The organism is Salinisphaera sp. S4-8, assembly GCF_040361235.1.
In the GTDB taxonomy this organism is placed as follows: Bacteria; Pseudomonadota; Gammaproteobacteria; order Nevskiales; family Salinisphaeraceae; genus Salinisphaera.
On the sequence record NZ_APNF01000003.1, the window covers coordinates 46,559 to 62,650 of the forward strand.

Genomic DNA, 16,092 nt, shown 5'->3' on the forward strand with positions numbered 1-16,092 from the left:
GCAACCTCGACCGACCGGCAGAATTCAGGGTTGTGCGGCGGCCTTTGTCTGCGTATCGATCAGGGGCGCAAGCTCCGGCCAGACGGCATCGAGCATGGCCGGCTGGGCCTTGGCGTTGGGGTGCACGCCGTCGTTCTGGAAATTGCCGCGATCGGTGGCGATGTCTTTCAGAAAGAACGGCACAAAGGCCACGTCGGTTGCCTCGGCCAGATCGACGAACGCCTGGTGAAACTGGTCGGCATAGCGCTTACCGTAGTTGGAGGGAATACGCATGCCCAACAGCAGCACTTTCGCACCCGAATCGCGGCTGGCCTCGATCATGGCGGCGAGGTTGTCCTTCATGGTTTTAACCGGCAGCGCGCGCAAGCCGTCGTTACCGCCGAGCTCCAGAATGACCACCGCCGGCTCGTGGCGTTTCAGCGCGGCATCCAGCCGCCCACGTCCGCCGGCGGTGGTTTCGCCGGAAACGCTGGCGTTGACCACTTCGACGTCGCGATCGTTTTCCGCAAGTCGATCGCGCAGCAGCGCCACCCAGCCTTCGCCGCGATCGAGGCCGTAACCGGCGCTCAGGCTGTCGCCGAAAACCAGCACGCTCGGCTGTGCGTATGCGAAGCTGCATGTCGCGAACAGCAGCGCCGCGGTCATCGTAACCAGTACGCGGCGCACCCATTCTTTTTCGGACCAAGAAACTCGGCTCAATGTCATCTCCTGCATTAGAAGCGGTCGATCTGTCCAAGACGATCGAAAGCGGTGAGCGTGCGCTCACCATCCTCGACGGTATCGAACTATCGCTGAACACGGGCGATACGCTCTCGATCGTGGGTACGTCCGGCTCGGGCAAATCGACGCTTCTGGCCCTGCTCGCGGGGCTGGATACGCCCAGCCGCGGCAAACTCTCCCTGCTCGGACGCGAAATGTCGGATCTCGACGAGGATGCACGCGCGGCCTGGCGCAGTGGCCAGGTGGGCTTCGTGTTTCAATCGTTCCAGCTGCTCTCCGGCCTGTCGGCGCTGGATAACGTCACCCTGCCGCTGGAACTGACCGGCGCCGATCTGGGCGAGGCACGCGAAACCGCGCAGCGGTTGCTCGAACAGGTGGGCCTGGCGCATCGCATCAAGCACACGCCGCGCCAGCTCTCCGGCGGCGAACAGCAGCGCGTGGCCCTAGCCCGCGCCTTTGCCTGCCGGCCCAAGATCCTGTTTGCTGACGAACCCACCGGCAACCTGGACGGCGCAACCGGGGCCGAAGTGATCGACCAGCTGTTCGAACTCAACGCCGAACAGGGCACCACGCTCGTGCTGGTCACCCACGACGAGGACCTGGCCGCCCGCTGTGCCCGACGGACCCGGCTGGCCGACGGAAAGCTGCATGAGCACTGATCGCCCCTCGGCCGTACGACTGGCCTGGCGCCAGATCGGGCGCAGCCGGCGCGACGGCTCGGCCTGGATTCTGCTGATCGCGCTCGTGGTGGCCGTGGCCGCCGTGGGCGCGGTCAGCCAGATGACCGATCGCGTACGCGCCGGCATGGAGCGCCAGGGCGCGGCCACGCTCGCCGGCGACCTGGAACTGGAACTGCGGGCGCCGCTGGATGAAAAGCGGGCGGCCATTCTCGACGATATCGGCGTGGCCCATCACGGCGTGACCGTGTTCCCCAGCGTGGTTAGCCACGACGATGAGATCACGCTGGTTTCGGTCAAGGCGGTAGAAGCGGGCTATCCGCTGCGCGGCGAAGTCACGCTGCGGCGCGGCGACCCGGGCAGCCCGACCGAAACGCTCACCCATGCCCCCGAGCCCGGCACCGCCTGGGTGGCCCAGCGTATTCTCGATGCCCAGCAGCTGGCTGTCGGCGACACGCTCCAGCTGGGCGATGCCAAACTCAAGATTGCGGCCGTGCTGGTAATCGAACCCGATCGCGGCCAGGGCTTTGCCAATATCGCGCCGCGGGTGCTCATACGCGATGCCGACGTGGCCGCCACCGGCCTGCTCGGGCCGGGCAGCCGCGCGAACTACGACGAACGCATCGCCGGCGAACCGGCCGCGCTCGAACAGGTGCGCGAACGTCTGGAACCGACCCTGCAGCCCGGCGAAAAACTGCGCACCCCAGCCGAATCCAATCGCGCCCTGGCGCGTGCGCTGGATCGCGCCGATGTGTTTCTGGACCTGGCCGCGCTCGTGGCCGTGGTACTCGCGGGCGTCGCCATCGCACTGACTGCACGCCAGCATGCATCGTCGCGGCTGGATGAAATCGCCCTGCTCAAGACCCTGGGGGCCGCGCGTGGCTTGATCGCCCGGCTGATGGCCTGGCAGCTGGTATTCGTGGGCGCGATCGGTATCGGCCTCGGGCTGCTGGTTGCCTGGCTGGCCCAGCTGGGTATTTCACAGCTGATCGCCCGCGCCTTCGAAATTCAGCTGCCCGCTGCCTCATGGCTGGCCCTGTGGCCGGCTGCGGCCACCGGCGCGGTGCTGTTGGCCGGCTTCGCCTGGCCGGCACTGGCCCAGGCGCGGGCCACGCCGCCGGCCCGGGTGCTGGCCCGCTCGCTGTCCGAACAGCGCGGGCGCATGTGGCTGATTTATGCAGCGGCATTGGCGAGCGTTGCCCTGCTGGCGGCGGCCGCCACCCGCGATATCACGCTCACCGCCTGGGTGGTCGGCGCCACCCTGGGCGGCACCGCCGTGCTCTGGCTCGTGGCGCTAGGGCTGCTGGCCGGTATCGACTGGCTGCGCCCGCGTATCGGCAACCGGGGCGGGCCGGGCCTGCGACTGGCGCTGTCCGCGCTGGCCCGCCGGCGTCAGGCCAGCGCACTGCAGATCGTGGCCTTTGGTATCGGCCTGACCATGCTGTTCATGCTGGTGATTGTCCGCGGCGACCTGCTCGCCGGCTGGCAGGCCGATATCGCCGCCGATGCGCCCAACCGGTTTCTGATCAACATCACCCGCGAACAACAGCCGGCGGTCGCCGAACGCCTGCAACAAGCCGGGCTCGACGCCGACTTCTACCCGCTGGTGCGCGGGCGGCTGACCAAGGTCGACGGCGCCGCGATCGAAGACGATGCAGAACTGGCCGAACAGGCCGGCGAACTCACCCGGCGCGAGCTGAACCTGTCGTGGATCGACAATCTGAAAAACGATAACCGCATCGTGGCCGGCCAGTGGTTCGATGCCGACGATATCGGCAAGCCACGCATGTCCATCGATACCTCGGTGGCCGAACGCCTGGATGTGGGCGTGGGCGACAGCCTGACCTTCGATATCACCGGCACGCCAGTCACCGCCACCATCGAAAGCATTCGTGAAATCGACTGGTCCAGCCTGCAGGCGAACTTCTATGTGCTGTTCGCGCCGGGCGTGCTGGACGAGTTCTCGGCGACCTATATCACCAGTCTGTACGTACCCGACGACGCCCACGGCGTGATCGGCGCGCTGGTGCGCGAGTTCTCCAATATCAGCGTGATCGATATCGCCGCCATCCTCGAACAGCTGACCACGCTGATCGACCGGCTGAGCCTGGCCATCGAGCTGGTGTTCGGCTTCACCCTGGCCGCCGGTCTGGTGGTACTGCTGGCCGCCATGCAGGCCAGCCGCGCCGAACGGCTGCGCGAAGCCGCACTGCTGCGGGCGCTCGGCGCGCGCTCGAGCTGGCTGCGTCAGGCTACCTTCGGCGAGTGCCTGCTCATTGGGCTTTGTGCGTCGCTGCTGGCAGCGGCGATCGCCCAGGTCACCGCCATCGTGCTCGCGGTGTGGGTCTTCGATCTCGGCTACGCCTGGCGCTGGCCGCTGTGGCTGATGGCGATCAGCATCGCCACCGCCGTGATCGCCCTCTCCGGGCTGGCCTCGCTGCGCGAGGTGTTGCGCCAGCCCGCCTGGGCCAGCCTGCGTGCGAGCGACTAAGAACGGCGGGCGACGTTGCACGCGATCGCCCGCACCCGGACACTCGGAGCCTGCAAACAAGAATATCGAGGAGACAGCATGGCCACCAAGAGCCCGGCCGCCGAATTCTGGCGCGATATCCCGCCGATCCCCAACAGCTTCAAGCCGGATACGCTGCCCGAAGTGCATATCGCCAACGCACCCACCGAAGACGAGCGCTATTACGTGCCCCTCAGCGATACCGTGTCCTCCCGGCCGCTATGGATTTCGCCCTCGTCGAACCGCTGGTGCGATGTGCTCATGGCCAAGGGCGCGGGCCTGGTCAATCGCCACTACCACCCCAACGAAGTGTTCGCCTACACCATCTCCGGCAAATGGGGCTATCTGGAACACGACTGGGTGGCTACCGCTGGTGACTTTGTCTAGGAATCTCTGCATAACCTCTCGCGGCTCGCGTTCGAGTCCTCAAATGCGTGGTGAAAGGCCCGCTGATATGGCTCGACGAACAGGGCGAGGCCAAGGGCTATTTCGATGTGCACGACTATATCGCCCTGTGCCGTGAGCACTACGACCGGGTGGGCATCGGCGCCGACCATATCGATACGCTGTTTCGCTAAGCACCCGTATCAATCGCGCGCGAGCGCGGCCTCCAGCCAGTCCGTAAAGCGCTGCACGCGACGCGTGTGGCGATTCAACGGCCCGCTGATCAACCGGTAGGCATGCCCGGGCATGCGAATCTCCGGCCGCCAGGCCACCAGCCAGCCGCGGGCCACCATATCCCGCACCAGCAGTTCGCTCACAAGCGCCACGCCCTTACCGGCCAATGCCGCCTGCACCACTTCCTGCTCGTGCGCAAAGGTACGTAGCTTCGCATCGTCGAGCGGACCGACGCCGGCCTGTGCCTGCCAGGTCGACCAGTCGATCGGAGCCAGCCGCGTATCCGGCCAGCGCGTGGCCAGTCGGTCGGCCGTCTCGATCGACACGCCAATCGCCAGATACGCGGGGCTTGCAAACGCCCCGATCGACTCGCGCACGACAATCCGGCTGTCGTCGGTATCGGATTCGGCAGCCGAATAGCGGATCGCGATATCCACCTCGCGATCGCGCTCGAGATCGACGGGCTCGGTCGACGAAACCAGTCGTATGCGCAGATCGGGATGGCGCTGCTCGAAGTCATCGATACGCGGGGCCAGCCATAGCGTGGCAAACGCCGGCGTGGTGGAGATCGTCAGGCGGTTTTCGTCATCGCGCAGCGCGGCCACGGCCGCCTCGAGTTCCGAAAACGCGTGCGTGGCAGCCTGCGACAGCTGCAACCCGGCCTCGGTGGGCGTGATGGCGCGCGTACGACGCACGAACAACGACACGCCCAGCTGTGCCTCGAGCCCGCGAATATGGTGGGACACGGCGGTGGGCGACAAATGCAGCGCCTCGGCCGCGGTCTTGAAGCTGCCCAGGCGGGCCGCCGCCTCGAAGGCCCGCAGTGCGCAAAGAGAAGGAAACGACACGGCGGCTCTATAGCAGATGAGTTTTGCTCATGTATAAGTGCTTTCTTTGCCTTTGTCACGGCGTTCGTTGCGACGGATAGTTGCGCTGAACTTATCCATGCACCGTTGCAGAAGAATCCGCCATGACCACCATCTTGCGTATCGACGCCAGTGCCCGCGTCAATCGTTCGCTCTCGCGCCTGCTCGGCGACCTGTTTATCGAACGCTGGCAGCAGGCCGAGCCACAGGCCGCGATCATTCGCCGCGATGTCGGCACCCAGCCGCCGCCGGCCATCTCGGAAGACTGGATCGCCGCGGCTTTCGCGCCGGCCGCCGAGCGCGTCGCCAAACAAAACGCGGTACTAGCCCTGTCCGATACCCTGATCGACGAACTGGAACAAGCCGATGTACTGGTAATCGCGACGCCCATGTACAACTACGGCCTACCTGCTGCGCTCAAGGCCTGGGTCGATCAGGTTGTGCGGATCGGGCGGACCTTCAGCTTCGATCTCGCCCGCGGCGATCGCCCACTGGAACCGATCCTCGACGGCAAGCAACTGGTGGCGCTGACCGCCTCGGGTGAGTTCGGCTTCGGCCCAGGCGAATTCAACGAACACGCCGGCCATCTGTTGCCGCATCTGCGTTCGCTATCGGGCTATCTCGGGGCCGACGAAATCCATCATGTCGGGATCGAATATCAGGAATTCGGCGATGATCGTTTCGCGGCGTCGAAAGCGCAGGCCATCAGCCAAACGCGCGCACTGGCCGGCCGACTTTCCCAGTCGGCCACATAAAAAAACGGGGCCAGACGGCCCCGTTTTCGGCTGTGCCGGCGGGCGATCAGGCGCTTTTGGCCTGATCCTGCGTGTCCACCGTCGCGGTGCCGGTGTCGCCGCTGCGCACGGTGATACGCCGCGGTTCGCTGGTGGCTTTCTTGTTGATGGTCAGCCGCAGCACCCCGTGTTCCGCCCGTGCTTCGATGTTTTCCTCGTCCGCGGTTTCGGGCAACGAGAAGCGTCGCACGAACGAACCGAAGCGACGTTCACGATAGCGGGCCTGACCGTTGTCGTCGGTCTTTTCTTCGCTGCGTTCGCCCTTCAGCGTGAGCACGCCCTTATCGAGGGTGACCTCGATATCCTCCGGGTTCACGCCGGGCACTTCGGCCTCGATGTGATACGCGTTGTCGGTTTCGCGGATATCCACGTTCGGCGTCCAGGCCCCGCCGGCCAGTGCCGGGAAGGCGTTGCTGTCCTGTACGAACATGCGATTAATTTCGTCGTTGAACTGCGCGAGCAGGCTGCTCGGTTCGAAACGGTTCTGATAACGCTGAATAGCCATAATCTACCCTCCTGTTTTTTCGCCCCGAATCAAGGGGCTGCGTCGTTACATCAGCAACGATAGGGGCAGCGGGTAACGTTTCAATAGTTATTTGATCGTTTTTTTGGCATTTTGCCGGGGCCGACCGGTAACTGATATAACCGACCCATCGATAACAATGCCCAACGGATAAACGATGCGAACGCTTACGTTACCCACGCTCTGTGCGACAGCACTGGCCGCGACGGGTCTTTTGACCGCCGGCAACGCCAGCGCCGCCGCCGGCTGCGACACCGCCGGCCTCGACCTGCCCGACGGCTTCTGTGCCACCCGGTTCGCCGAGGACGCCGGCAAGCCGCGGCATCTGGCCGTCGCCGATAACGGCACGGTGTATGTGAATCTGGCCAACAATGTCGACGGCCACGGCCTGATGGCGCTCCGCGATACCGATGACGACGGCGTGGCCGACGAGCGCGAAACCTTCGGCGAAGGCGGCGGTACGGGCCTGGCGATTCATGACGGCTGGCTCTACGCCGCGACCGTCACCGATATCTACCGCTACAAGCTCGACGATAATCTGGTGCCCCAGGGCGAGCCCGAACATATCGTCACCGGCCTGCCGCAGCAGTCCTCGCATGCCGCGCGCGGGTTGGCCATCAGCGACGACGGGCAGTTGTTCGTCAATAACGGCGCGCCCTCGAACGCCTGTCAGGAAAACGATCGCCAGCCCGGCTCCAAAGGCCAGGATCCCTGCCCGCTGCTCGACAACCACGGCGGCATCTGGAAATTCTCGGCCACCGAAACCGGCCAGACCTTTGAGCCGAAAACCGAATACGCCACCGGCCTGCGCAACATGTTCGCGCTGGACTGGTACGACGGCCAGCTCTACGGCGTTCAGCACGGACGCGATCAGCTGCATTCGAACTGGCCGCAGACGTTCACGCAGCAGCAGAGCGCGCATCTGCCCGCCGAGGAACTGTTCGCCATTGATGAAGGCGATCACTTCGGCTGGCCGTTCTGCTACTACGATCCGAAACAGGACAAGAAAGTCCTCGGCCCGGAATACGGCGGCGACGGCGACAAGCTGGGCCAGTGCGCCGACTACGAACAGCCGCTGGCGGCCTATCCGGCACACTGGGCACCCATGGACATCCTGTTCTACGACGGCGACGAACTGGGCACGCACTACAACGGCGGCGCCTTCATCGCCTTTCATGGCTCCTGGAACCGCGCGCCCAGTCCGCAGGCCGGTTATCGGGTGATCTATCAGCCGTTCGAGAACGACCAGGCCACCGCCGACTACGAAGACTTCGCCGGCGCGCCCGGCTTTACCGGCAGCGGCGAAACCGTGGCCTCGCCCGGCAGCGCCGACCATCGCCCGGCCGGCCTCGCCCAGGGCCCCGACGGCGCGCTGTATATCAGCGACGATGCCGGCGGCACGATCTTCCGGGTCGTCGCAGCCGACGAGTGAACATCCTCGGCGCAACAGCCTGACCCGCAGCATGGCCCCGTCTGTATCGCAGGCGGGGCTTTTTTTAGATGGGTGCCGGGCGATGGGTTATGCACCCGCGCGGCGCGTGTTCGCAAGCCGTATCGGTGTTCAAAAAAATACTGTCTACAAGTTACTTTATAACGTAATATAGCTAGCGCGCCGGGGGTCGGCGCATACCTGGATTCGAACAGGCCATGGGGAATCACAAGCTACGCTGCGCGCTCGTGCTGGTCGTACTACTGTGCGCCCAGGCGCTGGCGTTCGCCCATGCCTTCGAACACCCCATCGCGCTCGGTCACGGCGATCATGTCTGCGTGCTGTGTGCGCACGATCACACCGGCAGCGCGCCGCTGGGCGCCGCCGCTGCGATCACGCTCGGCAACGCGCCGACCGATCTCGCCACCCCGCCTATCAACACCGGCCCTACGCCACCCGTCGCCAACGGGCGTACGGCGCGCGCGCCGCCTTTGTCTTTCGTCTGATCACACGCGCTTTTTTCGCTGCCCAAGGCGGCATTTTTCGCGAATTCGTAGTCCGTATTCGCTTATCAGACGGAAACCCTCTACATGGCTTATTCAAACTTTGCACGCCTGCTCGTGCCGGCGGCCGGTGTGTGCCTGCTCGGCGCAGGCCAGCCCCTATTTGCCCAGTCCGATACCGCGCCCGGCGACAGCCTGATGCTCGGGCCGATTTCGGTGGAAGCCCTGGCTTTCGACGATCAGGACCCGAGCCAGGCCATCGAAGCCGCCACCGTGGTCGCCGGCCCGGAACTGGTTCGCAAACGCGGCCAGAGCCTGGGCGCGACGCTCGCCGATACGCCCGGCATCAGTTCGGCCGACTTCGGCCAGGGCGTGGGCCGCCCGGTCATCCGTGGCCAATCCGGCGCGCGCGTACGCGTACAGGAAAACGGGTTGTCCTCGGCCGATGTCTCCACGCTCAGCCAGGATCATGCTGTGAGCATCGACCCCTACTCGGCACGCCAGGTGGAAGTGCTCAAGGGCCCGTCGACTCTGCTCTACGGCTCCGGCGCGATCGGCGGCGTGGTCAATGTGGTCACCGATCGCATTCCCATGACCGCGCCCGACGGCGTGACTGGCGAGGCCACCCTCGAGCGTGGCGACAGCACCCTGGGCCAGCGCCTGCAGCGCCTGGACGTCACCGGCGGTATCGGCGATTTCGCCCTGAACGTGCAGGGCATGAAACGCCTCACCGACGACTACAAGGCCGACGACAGCCGCCTCATCGACAACAGTGAAACCGATACCGACACCTACAGCGCGGGTACCTCCTATTCCGGCGACTGGGGCTATGTCGGCGGCGCGGTCAGCCACTTCGGGCGCCAGTACGGCATTCCCGGTGAAGAGGCCCAGATTCGGCTGACCCAGGATCGCTACGATCTCAAGGGCGAGGTCTACGATGTCGCCCCCGGCCTCAAGCGGCTCGAATTCTCCGGCGCCTATACCGACTATCTGCATACCGAGGGCGAAGAAACCCCGGAAGCCTTCTTCGACAACAAAGAAACCGAACTGCGTATTGCTGCCGAACACGCGCCGGTCGCCGGCTTTACCGGCATCTTCGGCGTGCAAGGCTTCGACCGCGACTTCAAGGCCTACGGCGAGGAAGAGTCGTTCGTGCCGGCCACCGAGACCCGCTCGATCGCGGCGTTCTGGGTGGAACAGCGCCCGCTCGACGACAACTGGACGGTTCAGGGCGGCCTGCGTGTCGAATACCAGGAACAGGACACCAGCGAAGGTCGCTCGGATGTCGACCACACCCCGATCAGCGTATCGCTGGGTGCCAAGCGCACCATTGGCGATCACTACGTGTTCACCGCCACCGCCGGCCGCTACGAACGCGCGCCCGCCACCGAAGAGCTGTACAGCTTCGGCCCGCACGAAGCCACGCTCACCTACGAACGCGGTAACGGCAGCTTCGGCGAAGAAGCCGCCAACAGCTTCGATCTGGGCCTGCGTCGTATCAACGGCCGACTGCGTTTCGATACCAGCCTGTTCTATACCAAGTACGACGACTACATCTACCAGCGCTCGGTCGACGCCGGCCTCAACGCCGACGGCACCGGCACGCCTGCCTCCGACGGCATTGCCGACCGCGTCAACGAAGAAGGCGAGTTCGAACCCGATGGCGAATTCCTGCTCATCGACTACGCCGCCGCCGATGCCACCTTCTATGGCGGCGAAGCCGAGATCGGCTACGACCTGATCGAAGGCGCGCACCGCCTGACCGCCCGCGTACTTGGCGACTACGTCCGCGCCGAGCTCGACGACGACACCAACCTGCCGCGGATCACGCCCGGGCGTTACGGCGTGGGCCTGGACTACGACAGCAAGACCTGGCTGGGCACGATCGAAGCCCTGCGTGCATCGCATCAGGACCACCCCGGTCCACTCGAAGATGAAACCGCCGGCTATACCGACCTCACCGCCTTCGTGGGCTATCGCCTGGCCGGCTACGACGACACCGAAACCATGGTCTATCTGCGGGGCGACAACCTGCTCGACGACGAGATCATCCGCAGCACCTCGTTTCTGCGTGTCGCCCAGCCAGGGCGTAGCGTGATTGCCGGGGTGAATGTGAAGTTCTAGGTCCGCGTCGCCGGAACTGAAAGAGAAAACGCCTCGGCTTTGCCGGGGCGTTTTTTGTTGGGGCCGTGCAAACGGCGATCAGTGCAGAGCAGGCGCGGCGTCGGTTTGCGGCTGAGCCTTCTCGGTCGAGACTTACTCGCTTCGGATCAACTCGACCATTGATTCAGAACCCGAAAAGGTTCGAGTTGCCGGGCTTTCGGCACTCACGAGTTCGGCGTCCCTTCGGTTTCGCGCTGCAGCGCGACCCACTTTCGTTTGCTTCTCCAAACAAAAGTAGGCAAAGGAAAAGACACCCGGGTTACGCGTCGGCGCTACGCGCCGAACCACTGCGATGCTCAGTCCGAAGGGTGCGGCCCTAGTCAATCAATATGGCTCGGATCGCTTTGGCGATCCTCAAACACCTTGCCGCACCGGCGCAGTGCGCCGGAAGCCCTTCGGCCCTGTGCTTCTCGTTCGCTCCACACGGGGTCGGAATACAGGCGGCTAGCCCATAGAGCTGAGTTGATGCGGCTATCAACCGAAATCAGGGCACGTGTTTGCGTTCTTGTCGGATTACGCCTTCGGCTAATCCGACCTACAAAAGATGTGACCTTGAGCGAGCGATCGCGAGCTTGTCTGTATTCGGGCCCCTTGGGCGTAGCGCCGAGCAGCACGAATCGTGAGCGGAATAAGACGGCCGGATGTTTGAGCGCAGCGAGTTTCCGGCCGTCCCGCTCGCGATTCGTGATGGGAGGGAACCGATGCGCAGCATCGGCGCAAGACAGGGTGTCCTTTGCTTTGGTTACTTTCATTTGGACAAGCAAATGAAAGTCACTCGCGCAGCAGCGCGAAACCCCCAACCAAAAATTCACCCGCGCCGTTGATTCAGGCAGTGAACGATTCGGGCCGCACGTCCTGAAGCCGCGTAGGTTGGCTTAGGCCGAAGGCCGTAAGCCAACAAAACCGCCCCGTGGCGCAATCGAAGGGCACAGTCGGGCCGGCCCTGCGAGCTGCGTTCATCGTTGGATTACGCTGCGCTAATCCAATCTACGCCTGCAGCGGACCGAAGCCCATAAAAAAACCCCGAGCGTTAGTATCAACGCTCGGGGCCGGTTCGATCAGCGAAAGCCTGACGTCAGGCCGCTTTCTTGCGCGAACGCGCCGTCTTCGAGGCGCTTTGCTTCACTTCTTCGTATTCACTCGGCTTGTAACGCATCAGGCGCAGCTTGTACTCCCAGTTGAAGCCGGGATAGAGCGTGGTGTTCTTGCCCGAATCGGTCAGATACCAGCTATTGCAACCGGACGTCCACGAGGTGTATTTCATCCGCCACTGGATGCCGCGGTTGAACTTGTCCTGCACGGACTTTTTAACGTCGATGAAGCGCAGCTTCTTCTTCGCCATATGGGCGATGGCCTGCAGGGTGTAGTCCATCTGCTGTTCGGTGAACGCCAGCACCGAGGTGTGGCTCGGGCCGGTGTTCGGGCCCATGAGGAAGAACAGATTGGGAAAACCGGAGACGGTCACGCCCTTATAGGCTTCGGCGCCGTCGTCCCAGGCGGCATTCAGGTCGACGCCGCCGCGACCGGTCATCGCAAACGGCGCGGCCTTGCTGGGCACCTTAAAGCCGGTGGCACAGACGATGGCATCCACTTCGATCGTGCGCCCGTCGTGGGTGACGATGGCGTTTTCGGTGATCTTCGCCGGCCCGTCGGCGATGAGCTCGACATTGTCGCGCTGCAGGGCGGGATACCAGTCGTTGGAAATGAGAATTCGCTTGCAGCCGATCTTGTAGTCCGGCGTCACTTTGCGCCGCAGGGCCGGATCCTTGACCTGTTTCTTGATATGGCCCTTGGCCATGTTCTCGGCCACGCGCTTGAGCGGGCCGAAATCGGAGATCACGAACGGTGCGAACAGCTCGTTGATCCAGTAGATCTTGGCGCGACGGCTGTAGAGCTTGAGCGGCGATTCCTTGTACTCGGCCTGCTCTTCGGCGGAAATCGGCCGGTCGGGCTTGGGCATGATCCAGCTCGGCGTGCGCTGGAACACGGTGAGCTGCTTGGCCTGCTTGGCGACTTCGGGCACCACCTGAATGGCGCTCGCGCCAGAGCCAATCACGGCCACACGCTTGCCGGCGAGGTCGTAATCGTCGTCCCACTGGGCGGTATGCATGAGCTTGCCGGTGAAGCTGTCCAGGCCGTCGATACGCGGCCAAGCGGGGTCGGCCAGCGCGCCGACCGCCGATACCACCACATTGGCGGTCAGCGTTTCACCGTCGGCGGTATGCACGTGCCAGAGGCCGCTGTCCTCGTCGAAATCCGCACCCACGATGGTGGTGTTGAAGCGCACGTGATCGCGCAGCTTGTACTTCTCGGTGCAGCGCTTGATGTAGTCGAAGATTTCCGGCTGCTGGCCGAAGCTGCGCGACCAGGTCGCGCTCTGCTCGAAGGAAAACGAGTACAGATGCGAATGCACGTCGCAGGCCGCGCCGGGATAGTGGTTGTCGCGCCAGGTGCCGCCGACTTCGCTGCCACGTTCCAGAATGGTGAAGTTATCGACGCCGGCTTCCTTGAGCCGGATGGCCATACCCAGGCCGGAAAACCCCGCGCCGACGATCGCGATATGCATATCCGTATCGATCTTCGGATGCGTGGTCAGCGGATTGAAACGAGAGACGAGTTCGGTAACAGCCATGAGAACTCCGCGGCAGCGAAAATGGGCGCCCGGTCGTGGGCATGATCTGAAAATAGCAATTTCCGCCCTTTCTGACAAGGCGCAATGTCAGATTAATTCTTCCGGCCCGGGCGCGACGACTGGCCAGCCCCGGTGCGGGCGCGTTAACGTACTGATAATCATTCCTATCGTCTGACGCGCCTTGGCGTGCCAGAACGTTTGTCACCGGCTGCGGCTGCGATGTTCGCTGACCATTTCTACGACGATCTCGCCGTATTTGCGGATGTCTTCCAGGACAGCCGCGATGCGGCGCCGACGGCCGCGTTCGACGGCGCTGCGCTGGCTGATCCCGCGCGGCTGGTGCCGCTGCTCGTGCGTTTTGGCGAACACACCGAATGCACCGAGGCCCGCGCGCGCGCCTCGCAGTGGTCGAAATATTTCTTTGCCCGGCTGGGCATCGCTACGCTCGTGGTACAGGCGGCCACCGACCGCGCGCTCGCTTTCGACCTGACTACGCTCGCTGTGGTCTGCGACGACGATGCCACCACCGCGCAGTTCCTGTTGCCCGGCGATGCCGTGATGGCCACAGACCCACCGGGGCACGATTTCTCCGCGCTCATCGACGCGGCCTTTGCGCCTGTCGTCTCAGCGCTATCGCGGCATTGCGGGCTCGCGCCGCGCGTGTTCTGGAGCAATGCCGGGGTGTATTTCCACTGGGCGCTGGGCGAACTGGAGCGACAGGGCCGCCTGCCGGCCGCACGGCTTGCGCGCATCCGCGCGCTCACCAACCAGCGCCGGCGTCCCGATGGCGGCTTCAACCCGTTTTACCGCGTCTACAAGCCCTGCCCGCCCGATACGCTCGACGGCAACGACGAACCCGCCGACCACTGCCGCCGCCTGTGCTGCATGCGCGATCTCGAGCCCAGCCTGGGCCTGTGTTCAAACTGTCCGCGCGCCATGCACCTGCGCACGCCCAAGCGCGCGACCGGATAACCGCTCATGGAACTGCTTCGTCTGATCTGGCGCGACTATCGCGCCGCCTTCATCGCCGTGCTCGTCGGCAGCATGGCCAGCGCGGGGCTGGGCATCGGCGTAATAGCCTTCATCAATGCCCGGCTCATCGAAACCGGTAGCAGCGCGCTGGCGTCCCTGCCCCAGTTCTTCGGCCTCATCGTCCTGCTGCTGGCGATTTCTCTGGCCTCCCAGCTCGGGCTGACCACGCTCGGCCATCGCTTCGTGTTCGACCTGCGCTCGCGGCTGGTCAAACAGATTCTGGATACCGATATCGAGCGGATCGAACGCCTGGGCAGCGCCCGCCTGCTCGCCGCCCTTTCGTCGGACGTGCGCAACGTCACCATCGCCTTCGTGCGCCTACCGGAGCTGGTTCAGGGCAGCATTCTTACCGTGGCCAGCATCGCCTACCTGGCCTGGCTGTCGCTGCCCATCCTGCTGATTACTGCCGTATGGATCGCCGCCACCATGGGCTTTGGCGCCTGGCTGGTACGGCGCGTCTATCACCATATCGCGCTGGTGCGCGAGGCCGAGGACGCGCTCTATCGCGACTACGAAAATGTCATCCACGGCCGCAAGGAACTACGCCTGAACCGCGCCCGCGCGCGTCGCCTGTTCGACGAAAGCTATACCGACAACGCCCGCCGCTACCAGCGCCACATCATCCGTGCCGATACCTTCCACCTGTCGGCCAACAACTGCACCAACATCATGATGCTGGGCGCGATCGGGCTGGTGTTCTTCCTCGCCAACGGCCTCGGTTGGGCCACGCCGGCCGTGGCTGCCACCTATGCGCTCACCCTGCTGTTCGTACGCACGCCGCTGATCGGCGCGATCGGCGCCCTGCCAACGCTGATCGCCGCCCAGGTCGCCTTCGACAAACTACGCACCCTGGCCCTGGCCGAACACGCCCACGGTTTCGACCAACCCGCGCCCATCAGCACCAACTGGCAGACCATCGAACTACGCCAGGTCTGCTTCGCCTACGACGGCGACGAGACCGAGGCCGATACGCCCAGCGGCTTTTCCGTCGGCCCCATCGATCTCACCCTGCGCCGCGGCGAGCTGGTGTTCCTGATCGGCGGCAACGGCAGCGGCAAGACCACCCTTGCCCGCCTGCTCACCGGGCTCTATGCCCCCAAGTCGGGGGAAATCCTCGTCGACGGCGAAGTCATCGACGTCACTAGGCGGGCATCGCTACAACATCTGTTCGCCGCTGTATTCACCGACTTCCACCTGTTCGAACAACTGCTCGACAGCGACGGCGCCCCCGTCGACAGCACCTTCATCCAGGACTGGCGCGAACGCCTGGGCCTCACCGACAAGCTCGCCCTCGAAGGCGAACGCATCCTCGACACCCAGCTTTCCCAGGGCCAACGCAAACGCGTAGCGCTCATGCTGGCCCTGGCCGAATCCCGCGACATCCTGCTGCTCGACGAATGGGCCGCTGACCAGGACCCCACCTTCCGCCGCGTGTTCTACCGCGAACTACTCCCCGCCTTCGCCGCCCGCGGCCATACCGTGTTCGCCATCAGCCACGACGACCACTACTTCGAACACGCCGACCGCCTGCTGGAAATGCGTGGCGGCCAGCTGACTGAGCTCACTGGAGCGGCACGGGATGCGGCTAGTCGGGATGCGGTGGGGCGGATTGCTCAGGGGTGACGG

The 16,092-nt window shown here is 64.4% G+C and carries 12 protein-coding genes and 1 pseudogene; 9 read left to right on the forward strand and 4 right to left on the reverse strand.

What is annotated here, in order from left to right; genetic code table 11:
- Window positions 1-24: 24 nt before the first annotated feature.
- On the reverse strand, window positions 25-699 hold the full coding sequence (locus S4A8_RS05315) for an arylesterase (protein WP_353219336.1): 675 nt from the start codon (window positions 697-699) through the stop codon (window positions 25-27).
- Here S4A8_RS05315 and S4A8_RS05320 point away from each other — a divergent pair.
- The 3 genes and pseudogenes from S4A8_RS05320 (at window position 699) to S4A8_RS05330 (ending at window position 4,484) form a co-directional block, all read left to right on the forward strand.
- A complete protein-coding gene (locus S4A8_RS05320; protein WP_353219337.1) occupies window positions 699-1,379 on the forward strand; it encodes an ABC transporter ATP-binding protein in 681 nt (226 codons plus the stop codon). The two genes, S4A8_RS05315 and S4A8_RS05320, sit on opposite strands and share 1 nt — an antisense overlap.
- Window positions 1,369-3,888 (forward strand): ABC transporter permease, encoded by a 2,520-nt coding sequence (locus tag S4A8_RS05325; RefSeq protein WP_353219338.1) that lies wholly within the window; start codon window positions 1,369-1,371, stop codon window positions 3,886-3,888. The genes S4A8_RS05320 and S4A8_RS05325 overlap by 11 nt, the downstream gene beginning before the upstream one ends.
- 78 nt (window positions 3,889-3,966) lie before the next feature.
- A pseudogene (locus tag S4A8_RS05330) lies at window positions 3,967-4,484 on the forward strand (2,4'-dihydroxyacetophenone dioxygenase family protein).
- A gap of 9 nt (window positions 4,485-4,493) precedes the next feature.
- On the opposite strand, the gene S4A8_RS05335 reads toward S4A8_RS05330, so the two are convergent.
- Window positions 4,494-5,372, reverse strand: a complete 879-nt coding sequence (locus S4A8_RS05335) for a LysR substrate-binding domain-containing protein (RefSeq protein ID WP_353219339.1) — start codon at window positions 5,370-5,372, stop codon at window positions 4,494-4,496.
- Window positions 5,373-5,494: 122 nt separating this feature from the next.
- Here S4A8_RS05335 and S4A8_RS05340 point away from each other — a divergent pair, with 122 nt between their 5' ends.
- Window positions 5,495-6,145 carry an FMN-dependent NADH-azoreductase gene (locus S4A8_RS05340; RefSeq protein ID WP_353219340.1) on the forward strand — a complete coding sequence of 217 codons (651 nt, stop codon included), beginning with the start codon at window positions 5,495-5,497 and terminating at the stop codon, window positions 6,143-6,145.
- Window positions 6,146-6,191: 46 nt separating this feature from the next.
- Here the strand turns inward: S4A8_RS05340 and S4A8_RS05345 are convergent, their stop codons facing one another.
- Window positions 6,192-6,689 carry an Hsp20/alpha crystallin family protein gene (locus S4A8_RS05345; protein ID WP_353219341.1) on the reverse strand — a complete coding sequence of 166 codons (498 nt, stop codon included), beginning with the start codon at window positions 6,687-6,689 and terminating at the stop codon, window positions 6,192-6,194.
- Between the two features lie 175 nt (window positions 6,690-6,864).
- Between S4A8_RS05345 and S4A8_RS05350 the strand changes: the two genes are divergently transcribed.
- From S4A8_RS05350 to S4A8_RS05360, 3 genes are all read left to right on the forward strand, one after another.
- Window positions 6,865-8,139 carry a PQQ-dependent sugar dehydrogenase gene (locus S4A8_RS05350; protein ID WP_353219342.1) on the forward strand — a complete coding sequence of 425 codons (1,275 nt, stop codon included), beginning with the start codon at window positions 6,865-6,867 and terminating at the stop codon, window positions 8,137-8,139.
- Window positions 8,140-8,354: 215 nt separating this feature from the next.
- Window positions 8,355-8,642 (forward strand): hypothetical protein, encoded by a 288-nt coding sequence (locus S4A8_RS05355; protein WP_353219343.1) that lies wholly within the window; start codon window positions 8,355-8,357, stop codon window positions 8,640-8,642.
- 84 nt (window positions 8,643-8,726) lie between these two features.
- Window positions 8,727-10,763, forward strand: a complete 2,037-nt coding sequence (locus S4A8_RS05360) for a TonB-dependent receptor (RefSeq protein WP_353219344.1) — start codon at window positions 8,727-8,729, stop codon at window positions 10,761-10,763.
- A gap of 1,114 nt (window positions 10,764-11,877) precedes the next feature.
- Here S4A8_RS05360 and S4A8_RS05365 read toward each other — a convergent pair.
- A complete protein-coding gene (locus S4A8_RS05365; protein ID WP_353219345.1) occupies window positions 11,878-13,434 on the reverse strand; it encodes a flavin-containing monooxygenase in 1,557 nt (518 codons plus the stop codon).
- Window positions 13,435-13,653: 219 nt separating this feature from the next.
- Between S4A8_RS05365 and fhuF the strand changes: the two genes are divergently transcribed.
- Both fhuF and S4A8_RS05375 read left to right on the forward strand, forming a co-directional pair.
- Window positions 13,654-14,406 (forward strand): siderophore-iron reductase FhuF, encoded by a 753-nt coding sequence (gene fhuF, locus S4A8_RS05370; protein ID WP_353219346.1) that lies wholly within the window; start codon window positions 13,654-13,656, stop codon window positions 14,404-14,406.
- A 6-nt stretch (window positions 14,407-14,412) separates the two neighbouring features.
- Window positions 14,413-16,089: a multidrug ABC transporter permease/ATP-binding protein gene (locus tag S4A8_RS05375; RefSeq protein WP_353219347.1), complete on the forward strand. Its 1,677-nt coding sequence runs from the start codon at window positions 14,413-14,415 to the stop codon at window positions 16,087-16,089.
- Window positions 16,090-16,092: the final 3 nt, after the last annotated feature.